Source organism: Paenibacillus sp. IHB B 3415 (assembly GCF_000802655.2).
Taxonomy (GTDB): Bacteria; Bacillota; Bacilli; order Paenibacillales; family Paenibacillaceae; genus Paenibacillus_AQ; species Paenibacillus_AQ phytohabitans.
Genome location: NZ_JUEI01000064.1, coordinates 24598 through 37116, shown reverse-complemented (window position 1 = coordinate 37116; position 12519 = coordinate 24598). Strand labels below are relative to the sequence as shown.

The window sequence follows — 12519 nt, the reverse complement described above, 5'->3', positions numbered from 1 at the left end:
TTTTGATAGAATCATAGGGACTAAGTTTCATTTAAGAGGAGGATTTAACTAATGACAGAAGATAACGCTTACACGATAAAATGGGGCATTCTCAGCACAGGCTGGATCGCCCATCAGTTCGCTACAGATTTGGCCCATGCCGGCAATGGTGTGGCTTATGCGGTTGGATCGCGCACGCAGGAAAGCGCAGATGAGTTTGCCCGAAATCACGGCATCCCCGTGGCATATGCCACCTACGAGGAATTGGTCTGCGATCCTGAAGTGGATGCGATTTATATTGGAACACCGCATCCGTTCCACAAAGAGAATGCGCTGCTCGCATTGCGCGCCGGCAAAGCCGTGCTCTGTGAGAAGCCTTTTACCGTGAACAGTGCAGAGCTGGAAGAAATCGTGGCGTATGCCCGCCAGCAGAAGCTGTTCCTGATGGAGGCTATGTGGAGCCGCTATATTCCGGCCAATGCCAAGGTTAGAGAATGGCTCGCAGCGGAGCGCATCGGCGAAGTGCGGCTGGTCAAAGCGGATCTTGGATTCCGCGCGGGCTGGAATCCGGAGGGGCGTCTGCTGAACCCGGCCCTTGGCGGCGGAGCCCTGCTGGATGTCGGCATCTATCCCATCTCCTTCGCGTCGATGGTGTTCGGACCTCATCCGGAAGCCGTCTCCAGCACTGTACATATCGGCGAGACTGGTGTGGACGAGCACTTCTCCTTGCTGCTGTCTTATGGCGGAGGCAAGTCGGCTTCCCTGAACGGAGGGATTCGCCTGAAGCTGCATGAAGAAGCCTATATCTATGGAACTGAAGGCTTTATCGTGGTCAAAGGCACGCTGGTGAATCCGAAATCGGCTGAGCTGTATATCGGCGGTGAGCTGGCAGAGACATTTGAGGATGACCGTACTTCGATCGGGTATTCTTTTGAAGCTGAGGAAGTGGGGCGTTGTCTGCAGGCAGGGCTGACGGAAAGCCCGGTAATGACGCTGGATGAGTCCGTTGCGATTCTTAAGCTGCTGGACGGCGTGCGTGAACAATGGGGGCTAAAGTATCCCGGTGAATAAACTGAATCTGACGCCCTTATCCCGCAAGCTTCTGCTTCACACTGTAATCTATCTTGTATTGTTTCTGGTGATCCCGTATTTTCAAAGCGGCGGTTCCGGGGTAATGGAGGATTTCGGCAGCTGGCTGCTGCTGCTGGTTCTGGTGAATCCAACAGCCGTGCTGATCCTTGCTGCGGATTCGGGACTTAAGCTGGGTTTCAACCTGCTGGTATGCCTGCTGCCGTTGCCGCTGTTCGTGTTATCCATCTATGTGTTGTTTGACGGAAGCGGTGCGTTGTTCTATGGCATCATGTACTCCGTAATCGCTCTGATCAGTAATAGTATAGCTGCAAGCGTAAGAAGGAGGAAAAAGGGGGAAACCAAATGACATTGAATGCTGACCGCTATCAGGGCTGCCTGCAGGGTCTGGCCGCTGGAGATGCGCTGGGAACGACCGCTGAGTTCAAAGCACCCGGAACCTTTGAGCCGCTTACGGATATTGTCGGCGGCGGGGTATTTGGTCTCCAGCCGGGACAGTGGACCGATGACACGTCAATGGCGCTCTGCCTTGCGGAGAGTCTGCTTACGAAGCAAGCCTTCGATCCTGTAGATCAGATGCAGCGTTATGTGAAGTGGTACCGCGAAGGCAAGCTTAGCAGTACAGGCGAATGTTTCGATATCGGCAATGCGACACGCGCGGCGCTGCATCATTTCGAAGCCGGCGGCGAAGGGTTCAGCGGATCGGATGATCCTCATTCTGCCGGGAACGGCTCCATTATGCGGCTTGCGCCGGTGGTCATGTACTATGCAGAGAACCCTGCAGAAGCTATCCGCTATGCGGCGCTCAGTTCAAGAACGACGCATGGCGCTGTTGAATGTCTGGATGCCTGCCGTCTGCTCGCGGCGTACATCCTTGCCGGACTGCACGGGTGGAGCAAGCAGGACATGCTGGCCCCGGAGGCTTACCGTGAATGGCTGAATGAAGACAGCCTGACGCCGCATATGCTGAATATTAAGTACGGCTCCTACCGGATCAAGGAGCCGCCTGATATCCAAGGCTCGGGGTATGTAGTAGAGTCGCTGGAGGCGGCACTGTGGGCTTTTCACAAATCCTCCAGCTTTGCGGAGGGCGCGCTGCTCGCTGTGAATCTGGGCAATGACGCCGATACCACAGGGGCGGTCTACGGCCAGATCGCCGGAGCGTATTACGGGCTGGATGGCATACCTGCAGAATGGCAGAGTAAGCTGGCCATGCGTGAGCTGATCAGTGACTACGCCGGGCGGTTGTTTACAGAACGGGTGGAATAGAAGGAAATAGGCTGCATGAGGCAGGCTGAGCGCATCTATAACGGGCACTCAGCCTTTTTTAATTATGGAAAGGGGAGAATGGATATGGGCAAGGGTTGGCGGAAACTGCTGATATGGCTGTCGATTAGCATTATCTTTGCAGTATTGACGGACTGGGGCACATTCACCTATGAAGCAGATGGGACGATATCCGGCAACGGTAATCCGGGAATTATCATGCTTGCGGCAGGATGGCTGTTTGGCATTATTCTTTTGTGCAGTGCGGGCATGGTGCTCTACCGATTATTCCGGTTGAAATCCGTATTCAGCATACCAAGTCTATTGATTGCCGTCTCTGCGCTTATTGTGCTGCCGCTCGCTATCTGGCTGGAAACCGGATATGTCGATGCGTTGAGAGTGCATCTGAGGGGTTTTACCAGAGATGAGGACTCCGTCGTATTCCGCTTCGGCTGGATTAATCAATATACCAACAACCTGTTCTATAATGCTTATATCTTAGCTGGCGGGATCGCCCTGGTTATCCTTGTGGTGTGGATTGTGGCAGCCCTGAGACAGAGAGCCGATATACGGTCCCGGTCGAATTCCGGTTAGCATTAGCGGAGTGCTGCGGCGGACATTCGACCGGCGATCCTTTCGGGCGGGGGCTGGAACCGATAGGTAGCGATGAGCCGAATGTATGTTAAAAACCGAGTACAATGTGCCAACGATAGGGCTGATGAGCCAAATGTATGCGAAAAACCGAATACAATGTGCCAACGATAGGGTTGATGAGCCGAATGTATGCGAAAAACCGAATACAATACGCCAGCGATGGGGTTAATAAGCAGAATGTATGCGAAAAACCGAATATAATGTGCCAATGATAGGGTAGATGAGCCGAATGTATGCGAAAAACCGAATACAATGTGCCAATGATAGGGTTGATGAGCCGAATGTATGCGAAAAACCGAATACAATGTGCCAAACGCCAGCGATGGGGTTAATAAGCAGAATGTATGCGAAAAACCGAATATAATGTGCCAATGATAGGGTAGATGAGCCGAATGTATGCGAAAAACCGAATACAATGTGCCAATGATAGGGTTGATGAGCCGAATGTATGCGAAAAACCGAGTATAATACACCAACGATAGGGTAGACGAGCCGAATGTATGCGAAAAACCGAGTACAATACGCCAGCGATAGGGTTAATAAGCAGAATGTATGTGAAAAACCGAATACAACGTGCCAACGATAGGGTAGACGAGCCGAATGTATGCGAAAAACCGAGTACAATGCACCAACGATAGGGTAGATAAGCCGTACACTTGCTTGCACCAAACCTGGCATGGGATGGATGTGGAAAAGGACAAGTACTCCGTTAATTTTTGCGGAACAAGGTGGTCCACAGAAAAGCTTCCCCAAACAGCGTATCTTCCTGATCCATCTGGCGCATGCGTCTGAACTCTATGAGCTCCAAACCGCTGAAGAAGCTCTTGAGCTTATCCTCGCTGAAGCCTAATCCGCCCCGGAGGCTCCGCTGCCGGTACACCTCCCAATCGGTGATCTCTGCACCCATGGCGCCGGCCGCGAAGCAGACCAGTCCGAAACACCCGCCAGGCTTGAGCGTCCTGTTCACCAATTCAAGAAAGGTTGCTCTGCGGTGGGGGTAGATGTGATGGAAACATCCGCTGTCATAGATGAGGTCGTAGCTGCCTGGCTCCAGGCTCAGGTCAAAAATATTGCTGCGGGCGAAATTCACCTCCACCTGATGTTTGCGGGCGCGTTCCCTTCCCCAATCTACCGCTGCCTGAGAGATGTCAATGGCATCCACGGCGTAGCCCTGCTGAGCCAGATAAACCGCATTTCTGCCGCCCCCGCAGCCTAATTCCAGCACCTTGCCGGGTGTAATATGCCGCTTGCATACGTATTCAACCAAATTCTCATCCGGACGATCCTTGAAGAAAGGAATCTCTTTATCCCGGTTTTCATAGAACTGATCCCACCAATGCCCTTCTTCCCGGAAAAGAGAGTCAAGCATCTTCAGCGTATCCTCATGACTATAGATCGTTTCATGCGACATTTAGCAGCAGTCTCCTTTCATTTCATTCGCCCGGTTTAGTTGTTAACGAAGATGGAGAGCCCCGGATAAGCCTTCATCAGCTCATGACTGTGTTCATTCAGCCGTGCCTGTTCAAAGCCTGTGCCCAGAAATTCCTGATCCGGCTTAAAAGTCACACTTGTCCCCGTATCCTTCGCGATTCCAACCGTCATCAGTCCGGACTGTGGCACACCATGCCTATACTCCTGGCGGTACATTCTGCCGCCGCGCCGGATATCAACGGTAAGTCTGCCGGAGAGGGCGTTGACCACGGCAATGCTGATTCCCTGCTCAGCACCAGGCACCTTAAAGGCTCCGTCTCCATTAAATCTATGAATATCGGTCAGAATGGATTGAACAGCCGGCATATTGGAATTTGGCAGAGACGCTACCGGAATCCCCCGTCCATTGTCCATTACGGTGACACTCCCGTCATCATGCAGGAATATCCCGATTTCGCTGCAATATCCGGCCGCATGCTCCATCACCGGATTCTCGATAACGGCCCACAGCAGGTGATGGACATCGAAATTTTGTGCAGGACCCAGATAAATCCCCGCGTTATTTCTCGTTCTCATCGTGTCCATATAGTCGCTTGTATCCTCCAGAGTACTAACCGAAGCCAGCAGCAGGAGGAAGGGGAGGAGGCGGTGAGAAGGGAAGGCATAACGGCCTCCGCTCTCCTGCACTAATAAATCTGCGCCAGTCAATGCTTTGAGGTGATGGTACAGCTGGCCGGTAGTGCCCATACCCAGACGCTCCACCAGCTCAATGCCCGTAAGCGGCTCCTGAATGACGGATTTCAGAATGTCCAGCCGTTGCCGGTTGCTTAATGCCGCCAGTACTTTGGCTGATTTCTCGTTGTTGACTTCGAGTAGCTGTTCCATCGGACGCTCCTGGGGTTCCCAGCGGTAGCTTTGTCCGTTAAGACGGGCATGGCCGGAATAAAATACAGATCCGGGTCCCGCGCCGGGCTGCTCCGCTTCTGCAGCTGAATTCACAGATTCCGGCGGATCAGCATAGCCTGCCAAGCTCTTCCGCTCAGTATTCCAATGCTGGACGGCCGCCTTAAGCTCGGCCACCTGCTGCTTCAGCGTATCCAGTTCGCTGCTTAAGTCACGGGTCATGACAGAAAATCACCTGCTTTCAATATTATGTAATTACGTAGTTACGTAATAATTATAATTCATTAGTATTATTTTGTAAATATTTAGGATGATAGCTTTTAATGTGTAAACTAACTTCACATATACTCCGAAAAACTAATTAATGTGTTAATTTATCTCCCGTAAATTTATTGACAACTCTACCTTTTTATCTATAATGATGTATAAGCGGTGGACAATGATGCAGTTGTTGACGTTCTTGTGACATAATGTAACATTATTAATAGCTATGAAGGTGTGATCGCAATGATCGCTTCCGCCGGACAATGGAAACAGGATATTTTAAGGATTTATAACGAAATCAACAAGAAGCTGTTTAACGCCGGCGTCAAGCAGCAGAAGGTCGACTTCGTGGGGAACAAGATTATTATTTTATCCATTAACAGCCGGGTGCCCGTACTGAAGGTGCTGGATACCCATGATGCCACGGCAAGCCGCCAGATTAATCTGGTGCTGCATGAAGTTTTCAAGTGTGAAATCAAGCAGGCATTTCTGGATGAATTTCAAGTGAATATCAAGGCCGTTCTTAAAGATTATGATGTGGAGACCGAGTATTCCGGTACGATCATAATTTTGGAGAAGGACCTCGAGCATTACCTGAACGTTACGTTGGAACTCTGATCTTCCGGAGAGCCGACCTGCCGTCAGTTTTCGGACATCTGCCCTCTGGGGCTGTGTCTAAAACTGGCGGCTTTTTGTTTATTCGTTTTTTTTACCTCCGAGTCTACCCAAGCTGCCGATGCTATTAAACCTAATAAGGAGCTGATTCTATGAAAGCAAAGATTGAGATTGCCGGTGTAAGCAAGTGGTTCCGCCGTGACGGCCAGGAGATTATCGCCATGCAGGAGACGAATCTCTCTATAGAGCAAGGCAGATTTGTCAGTATAATCGGCCCCAGCGGCTGCGGCAAATCCACATTGTTCAATATCATAGCAGGTCTGATTCCGCCGTCCACCGGCCGCGTGCTTGCAGACGGTGAGGATATCGCCTTAAAGACCGGATATGTCGGATATATGCTGCAGAAGGACATGCTGCTCCCCTGGAGAACGATCCTGGATAATATTATTCTGGGCATGGAGATCCGCGGGGTGCCGCGTAAGGAAGCGGTAGCCCGGGCCCAGCCGCTGATGGACCGCTATGGACTGAAGGGCTTCGGCGGCCATTATCCGGCAGAATTGTCCGGAGGCATGCGCCAGCGGGCAGCGCTGCTCCGCACACTGCTGTACGACCGGGATATTATTTTGCTGGACGAGCCCTTTGGCGCACTGGATGCCCAGACCCGGCTGACCATGCAGAACTGGCTGCTGGAGATCTGGGAGAATTTCCGCAAGACGGTGTTATTCGTCACCCACGATATTGATGAAGCCATCTACCTGTCTGACGACATCTATGTCTTCTCCGGGCGGCCGGGCAGAATCATCTCCAAGATTTCTGTGGATATGCCGCGCCCGAGACATAAGGAGGATACGGTATCTGCGTCATTTATGGAGCTCAAAGCCCATCTGCTGGACCTGCTGTCAGGCGGAGGCGAGGAGCCGGCAGCCCATATCTCGTAGAACTTACAAAACTTGTAGAAGGAGAGAACAACCATGGAGAGTGTGCAAAAGAAAGGGTATGTGATTCACAAGCTGGAGCCGGCCCCAATCCATTCGGTGAAGCCTGAGAAAATGCAGAAGGAACCCGTCATCGTGGATGAAGAGGGTGCAAGGCGCCGGACACAGCGGATTGTCGGAATCGGGCGGCTGACGGTCGGGCTGCTGATCGTACTCTGCTGGGAGCTGTTTACGCGGATCGGCTGGATGGATTCATACTATTGGAGCAGCCCGGTACGGATTCTCAGCACAACATGGACACAGGTGACGCAGGGTACTCTGCTGGAGGATATCGCTTATACCTCCAGCTCGACGATTCTGGGCTTCATCGGCGGAACTCTGATCGGATCACTGCTCGGTTTATCCTTCTGGTGGTCACGCAGATTCGCCGGAATCAGTGAACCGTTCCTGATCCTGCTCAATGCTATGCCGAAGCTGGCGCTTGCTCCTGTGCTGGTGATTCTGCTGGGCATCGGATTCTTCTCCAAGGTGGCGCTCGCTTTTGCCATGACGGTAGTCGTTGCGGCCTTATCGGCGCACAGCGGCGTGCAGAGTGTGGACAAGGATATGGAAAAGCTGATGTATTCGCTGGGCGCGAAACGCCATCAGGTGTTTACCAAGGTGGTCATCCCCTGGGCGATGCCCTGGATGATCAGCAGTCTGCGGATTAATATTGCCCTCTCGCTGGCCGGTGCGATTGTCGGGGAATTCATCGCTTCCAGCCACGGGATTGGCCGCATGGTGATCTACGCCGGTACGATCCTTGATATCAATCTCGTCTGGGTGGGAGTTGTAGTCTTGTCCGTTCTGTCGATGGTGATGTATGCGGGAGTGGTCCTGCTGGAGAAATGGCTGTCCAAGGGATACGGGATGAAGAAGGCTTGAGCCACGACTCGTCCTATTTAAGATAAAAGGGGAGAAATCAATGATGAATGTAACCAAAGTGAAGCTATCGGCCGTCCTGCTTGCCTCTGTAATGATCCTGCTCTCGGGCTGCAGCGGTAAAAGTAATGCTGAAGTTGAAGCCGCAGCTGCCGGCAACGAAGCGGGGAAACTCAAGAAGCTGGTCATTGCCGAGCCGCTGCATTATACGGGTTATCTGCCGCTGTACGTGGCGCAGCGCGAGGGATATTTTGCGGATGAAGGGCTTGAGGTTGAAATGCTTCAGGCTGCGGGCGGCACCCATGTGACCTCTGTGGTCAGCGGGGATGCCTGGGGCGTCATCGGCGGTCCAGAGTCCAATGCACTGGCGAATATCGGCAACTCAGACCCGATTGTTTCGGTCAGCAATGTGGTTAACCGCGCGAATGTCTATCTGATGGCCAAGAAAGGGACAGCTCCTGCGGGCAGTTCTGATGAAGAATTGAAAGCCTTCCTGCAGGACAAGAAATTGAATGCCGGACGGCATGGCGGAACCCCGAACCTGCTGACCCAATATCTGCTCCTGGAGCTGGGGCTTGATCCGCAGAAGGATGTGCGGCTGCTTGAACCGGCGGACGGCTCCACCGTGGTGGCGATGGTTCAGCAGGGGGCAGCGGATATTGCGAATGGTGCGGAGCCGCAGATCAGTGACGGGATCGCCAAGGGGGTCTGGGATGAACCCTTTTACAAGTTCCATGATATGGGAGACTATGCCTATTCCGTGCTGAGCGTGAAGAAGTCGACACTGGAGAAAGACCCGGAAACGGTGCAGAAGGCGGTTAACGCTGTCGTGAAGGCGTTGAAAGCCATCCAGGAGGATAAAGCTCTGGCGATGAGCGTCCTGAAGGCTGAATTCCCTACACTCTCCGATGATGCGGCACAAGCCGCGCTTGACCGGGCGTATGCCGACCAGCTCTGGAGTCCGGATGGTGTGATTTCCGAGGAGGCGCTGGATAAGGACATGAACGTGATGATTAAGACCGGGATCTACAAAGGCGAATACACCTACGAGGATTTGGTCGATATGCAGTTTGTGAACAACATAGCAGTGAAATAAGCTAAGCGTCGTGCCATAAGCCTTCAAAAACTAAAGAGGTGAAGATGATGGAATTAACTGCCGATCTAATTATGCCTGATAAAACCGCACTTATTATAGTAGATGTACAGAACGATTACTGCCACGGGGAAGGCGCACTTGCCGCTGGCGGAAATGATGTGTCAGCCGTACGCGAGATGATGCCGCAGCTGCATGGGCTGATCGCGGCAGCGAGGACACAGGGCGTGCCGGTGATCTATATCCAGACCTTCCATGAAAAGGCGACCGATTCGCCCGTCTGGACTTCCCGCTCCGGGCGCGGTTCGCTGGGGGTCTGCCGCAGAGGAAGCTGGGGGGCTGAATTCTACGAGGTGGCCCCGCTTCCTGAGGAGATTATTGTCAATAAACACCGGTATAGCGCCTTTATCAATACCCGCCTCGATTCTGTGCTCCGTTCGCAGCGGATTGAAACCCTGATTATGACAGGAGTGAGCACCAATGTGTGCGTGGAGTCGACGGCAAGGGACGGCTTCATGCTGGATTATCAGATTGTGATGGTGCAGGATGCCTGTGCTTCCTATTCCCGGGCCGCTCATGAGATGACGCTGGAGAATATGAAAGGTTACTTCGGCGTGGTAGCTTCAGCCGCAGACATTGAAGAAAGCTGGAAGATGTGGAATCAGCCCGCCCTGCAGCGGATGTTATGAATTCACCGGTACGGTCTTCAGGACAAGCCGTGAACCATACGGCGGTCAAGGTGGTCATCTGCCTCGGGGCCTTTCTGTCCAATCTGTCTGCCGGTATGTTCAATATTTCGCTCATCGATATTGCGGCTGATCTGCGGTTCCCGGTGGCCTCTGCCCAGTGGATCGTCAGTATCTATCTGCTGGTTATCTCGGTGCTGCTGCCTGTAATGGGACGGCTGGGAGACAGGTTTGGCCGCCGTAAGGTGCATAATCTGGGCCTGTTCGCTTTCGCGGCGGGAGCCCTGGGCTGTGCGCTTGCCCAGAACGGAGCCATGCTGCTTGGCTTCAGAGTCATGCAGGGAGCCGGTGCCTCCATGTATCAGGCGACCAATATGGCCCTCATTGTCTCTGTATTTCCGGCCGAGCAGCGGGGCAGGGCACTTGGGCTGATGAGCACCTTCGTCGCTGCCGGCTCCATGGCAGGCCCCGGTCTTGGCGGCTTCCTGATCCAGTGGTTCACCTGGGAGAGCAACTTCTGGCTGCTGGCCGTAGTGGCGGCGGGCGTAGGCGTGCTTGCGCACAGGCTGATTCCCCGGGATACGGAAACGGCCGGAGGCAGGCTGGATCTCGCCGGAGCTGCCTGGTTTGCGGCCTGTCTCTCCTCGCTGATGATAGCCTTCGATCTTGGCAGCCGCTCCACATTCCTGTCTCTGCCCGTGCTGCTGCTGCTTGCGGCTTCAGCGGGAATGGCGGCCGCTTATACGGCACATGCCCGCTTCTCCCGCAGCAGGGATAAGAGGGGGCCGCTTGGTGAATTCCCGCCAGCGGACAGCGGTGTCAGCCTGTTCACTGACCGGAGCTTTGCCGCCGGCATCGCCATTACGGTTATCACGTATATGGCAGCCTTCGCCGCACAGCTGGCTTTGCCCTCGCTACTGCGTATATCCGGGGCCGAGCCTGCCTGGGTGGGGCTGATCATGATTGGATACCCGCTGGCGCTGGTGGTGACCGCTCCTGTCAGCGGGAGCATCGCGGACCGCAAAGGGCCGCTCGGTATCCTTACGGCCGGACTGCTGCTGATGAGTGTCACGCTGCTGGCGCTGGGCTTCGGCTCACCTGTGCTGAGGACAAGTGCAATGGTGCTGCCGGTTATGTTGCTCGGCTGCGCAATGGGGATGATTACTTCACCTAACACAAGTATTGTTATGGGACTGGCGGCGAAATCGCAGCTTGGCCGGGTCAGCAGCCTGCTTGCCTTGTCGCGCAACATTGGCATGATGTTCGGCACGGCGGCAGGCGGATTGATGATTGGCGGCAGAGGTAGTCCGAACGGAAGCTATCTGGCTGTGTTCGTAGTCTGTGCAGCCGCCGTAGGCCTTTCTTCAGTCTGGCAGCTGTATTCCTTCCGTCACAGCAGCAAGCGCAAAGGGGCGGAACAACTGCATATACCCTATAAATAAGAAGGAGCCTCTGCCCGCCGGGCGGAGGCTCTCGTGCTGAAACAAGAAGGAAGCCCAGCTTCTTAAGATGGTTTGTTCCATCGGCAAATGACATGGCGGGAGCATCCGGAGCTTTGCGTCCGCGGGTGCGGAGAAGCCATAACCGGCTAAAGTAATTTTCAGCATTGAAAAGAAATACCGATGTTGGTATGGTGTACTTGTTCGTGTAAATATATGGATATCTTATGAGATTCATAGCCTACTTTACAGAAAAGTTAACAATGAACGGCATTGGCTTGGAGGATGGCGGATATTGAGGGCGTTCGGGTGGACTGCGGCTCGCTCAATCAGTGTCCGGTAACCGCCTCAACCAGAGAAGTAGTAGCTCATTATCTGGCAACAGGGATACATAACAAGCTGGTTTATATCGGCTCAATGCATTCGGTTCTAGGGGAGCCACGGGTGCAGTGGGCCATTCTGCAGGATTGGGAAGGACAGGTGAAACGATGAAGGACAAGGTTTCTATTCTCGGAGTTCCATTCTCCAAGCTGACGCTTGAACAGACAACCTCGCTATTGGACAGGCACATCGGGGGCGGACAGGGAGGGCTGTTTCACCTGATTACAGCGAACCCGGAGATTACATTGGCCAGTCAATCGGACGGGCAGCTCCGCGAGATCATCTGCTCGGCGGATCTAATCGTGCCAGACGGGATCGGGATTGTAATGGCGGCACGAAGACAGGGGAATCCCATTCCGGAGCGGGTGACCGGCTACGATCTGCTGCTGAGCCTGCTTGCGAAGGGGAATGAGCGGGGCTGGAGTTTCTATTTCCTCGGAACGGATGAAGTGACCAGCGGACAAGCGGTGGAGAGTATCGCCCTGCGCTATCCGCAGGTGAAGATTGCCGGAAGGCATCACGGATTCTTTACGGCAGCCGAGGAGCCAGGAGTTATCGCCGGTATTCAGCAGGCCAAGCCGGATATTCTCATTCTTGCGATGGGCGCTCCTTATTCGGACAAATGGCTGTATAAGCATAAGGAGGCGCTCAGCGGGGTTAAGGTTGTGTTTGGCGTTGGCGGCAGTCTGGACGTAATCTCGGGCAAAGTGAAGCCGGCACCGGCCATCTGGAAAAAACTGAATCTGGAGTGGGCCCACAGGCTCTTGTTCGCACCCGTTGCCAAAGGCCAGAAATCACGCTGGCGCAGACAATCCGCCCTGCCCAAATTCGTCTACCGGACGATGATCCGCAAATGAAGGAGA

14 protein-coding genes are annotated in these 12519 nt (G+C 53.7%); 12 read left to right on the top strand and 2 right to left on the bottom strand.

Annotated features, from left to right (window positions below; all coding sequences use genetic code 11):
* The first annotated feature begins 51 nt into the window (after positions 1-51).
* The 4 genes from QW71_RS25675 (at position 52) to QW71_RS25660 (ending at position 2928) form a co-directional block, all read left to right on the top strand.
* Positions 52-1050, top strand: coding sequence for a Gfo/Idh/MocA family protein (locus tag QW71_RS25675; RefSeq protein ID WP_039305871.1), 999 nt, complete (start codon positions 52-54; stop codon positions 1048-1050).
* Positions 1043-1417, top strand: coding sequence for a hypothetical protein (locus tag QW71_RS25670; RefSeq protein WP_039305868.1), 375 nt, complete (start codon positions 1043-1045; stop codon positions 1415-1417). Before QW71_RS25675 ends, QW71_RS25670 begins: the two co-directional genes overlap by 8 nt.
* The gene (locus tag QW71_RS25665; RefSeq protein WP_039305865.1) at positions 1414-2337 is read left to right on the top strand and encodes an ADP-ribosylglycohydrolase family protein; all 924 of its coding nucleotides are present in this window, start codon (positions 1414-1416) and stop codon (positions 2335-2337) included. The genes QW71_RS25670 and QW71_RS25665 overlap by 4 nt, the downstream gene beginning before the upstream one ends.
* Before the next feature lie 84 nt (positions 2338-2421).
* Positions 2422-2928, top strand: coding sequence for a hypothetical protein (locus tag QW71_RS25660; RefSeq protein WP_152679856.1), 507 nt, complete (start codon positions 2422-2424; stop codon positions 2926-2928).
* Positions 2929-3697: 769 nt separating this feature from the next.
* Here QW71_RS25660 and QW71_RS25655 read toward each other — a convergent pair.
* On the bottom strand, positions 3698-4399 hold the full coding sequence (locus QW71_RS25655) for a bifunctional 2-polyprenyl-6-hydroxyphenol methylase/3-demethylubiquinol 3-O-methyltransferase UbiG (protein ID WP_039305858.1): 702 nt from the start codon (positions 4397-4399) through the stop codon (positions 3698-3700).
* A gap of 35 nt (positions 4400-4434) precedes the next feature.
* Complete coding sequence (locus tag QW71_RS25650; protein WP_039305855.1) at positions 4435-5544, bottom strand: ATP-binding protein; 1110 nt, start codon at positions 5542-5544, stop codon at positions 4435-4437.
* Positions 5545-5829: 285 nt separating this feature from the next.
* On the opposite strand from QW71_RS25650, the gene QW71_RS25645 reads away from it, so the two are divergent.
* From QW71_RS25645 to QW71_RS25610, 8 genes are all read left to right on the top strand, one after another.
* Complete coding sequence (locus tag QW71_RS25645; RefSeq protein ID WP_171720587.1) at positions 5830-6204, top strand: Na-translocating system protein MpsC family protein; 375 nt, start codon at positions 5830-5832, stop codon at positions 6202-6204.
* Positions 6205-6353: 149 nt separating this feature from the next.
* Positions 6354-7139: an ABC transporter ATP-binding protein gene (locus tag QW71_RS25640; protein WP_039305851.1), complete on the top strand. Its 786-nt coding sequence runs from the start codon at positions 6354-6356 to the stop codon at positions 7137-7139.
* A gap of 111 nt (positions 7140-7250) precedes the next feature.
* Positions 7251-8060, top strand: coding sequence for an ABC transporter permease (locus QW71_RS25635; RefSeq protein WP_373604790.1), 810 nt, complete (start codon positions 7251-7253; stop codon positions 8058-8060).
* Positions 8061-8103: 43 nt separating this feature from the next.
* Positions 8104-9153: an ABC transporter substrate-binding protein gene (locus QW71_RS25630; RefSeq protein ID WP_039305947.1), complete on the top strand. Its 1050-nt coding sequence runs from the start codon at positions 8104-8106 to the stop codon at positions 9151-9153.
* A 47-nt stretch (positions 9154-9200) separates the two neighbouring features.
* Entirely contained in the window at positions 9201-9839 is a 639-nt protein-coding gene (locus QW71_RS25625) for a cysteine hydrolase family protein (protein ID WP_039305844.1), read from the top strand.
* Positions 9836-11278 (top strand): MFS transporter, encoded by a 1443-nt coding sequence (locus QW71_RS25620; protein WP_047013976.1) that lies wholly within the window; start codon positions 9836-9838, stop codon positions 11276-11278. Before QW71_RS25625 ends, QW71_RS25620 begins: the two co-directional genes overlap by 4 nt.
* 282 nt (positions 11279-11560) lie before the next feature.
* The gene (locus QW71_RS25615; protein WP_039305841.1) at positions 11561-11767 is read left to right on the top strand and encodes a hypothetical protein; all 207 of its coding nucleotides are present in this window, start codon (positions 11561-11563) and stop codon (positions 11765-11767) included.
* The gene (locus QW71_RS25610; protein ID WP_039305838.1) at positions 11764-12513 is read left to right on the top strand and encodes a WecB/TagA/CpsF family glycosyltransferase; all 750 of its coding nucleotides are present in this window, start codon (positions 11764-11766) and stop codon (positions 12511-12513) included. The genes QW71_RS25615 and QW71_RS25610 overlap by 4 nt, the downstream gene beginning before the upstream one ends.
* The last annotated feature ends 6 nt before the right edge of the window (positions 12514-12519 follow it).

Excerpts from the sequence above, each read along its gene's own strand:
- QW71_RS25675 (WP_039305871.1), top strand. The coding sequence starts at position 52 with ATGACAGAAGATAACGCTTACACGATAAAATGGGGCATTCTCAGCACA.
- QW71_RS25665 (WP_039305865.1), top strand. The coding sequence starts at position 1,414 with ATGACATTGAATGCTGACCGCTATCAGGGCTGCCTGCAGGGTCTGGCC.
- QW71_RS25660 (WP_152679856.1), top strand. The coding sequence starts at position 2,422 with ATGGGCAAGGGTTGGCGGAAACTGCTGATATGGCTGTCGATTAGCATT.
- QW71_RS25655 (WP_039305858.1), bottom strand. The coding sequence starts at position 4,399 with ATGTCGCATGAAACGATCTATAGTCATGAGGATACGCTGAAGATGCTT.
- QW71_RS25650 (WP_039305855.1), bottom strand. The coding sequence starts at position 5,544 with ATGACCCGTGACTTAAGCAGCGAACTGGATACGCTGAAGCAGCAGGTG.
- QW71_RS25645 (WP_171720587.1), top strand. The coding sequence starts at position 5,830 with ATGATCGCTTCCGCCGGACAATGGAAACAGGATATTTTAAGGATTTAT.
- QW71_RS25640 (WP_039305851.1), top strand. The coding sequence starts at position 6,354 with ATGAAAGCAAAGATTGAGATTGCCGGTGTAAGCAAGTGGTTCCGCCGT.
- QW71_RS25635 (WP_373604790.1), top strand. The coding sequence starts at position 7,251 with ATGCAGAAGGAACCCGTCATCGTGGATGAAGAGGGTGCAAGGCGCCGG.
- QW71_RS25630 (WP_039305947.1), top strand. The coding sequence starts at position 8,104 with ATGAATGTAACCAAAGTGAAGCTATCGGCCGTCCTGCTTGCCTCTGTA.
- QW71_RS25625 (WP_039305844.1), top strand. The coding sequence starts at position 9,201 with ATGGAATTAACTGCCGATCTAATTATGCCTGATAAAACCGCACTTATT.
- QW71_RS25620 (WP_047013976.1), top strand. The coding sequence starts at position 9,836 with ATGAATTCACCGGTACGGTCTTCAGGACAAGCCGTGAACCATACGGCG.
- QW71_RS25615 (WP_039305841.1), top strand. The coding sequence starts at position 11,561 with ATGGCGGATATTGAGGGCGTTCGGGTGGACTGCGGCTCGCTCAATCAG.
- QW71_RS25610 (WP_039305838.1), top strand. The coding sequence starts at position 11,764 with ATGAAGGACAAGGTTTCTATTCTCGGAGTTCCATTCTCCAAGCTGACG.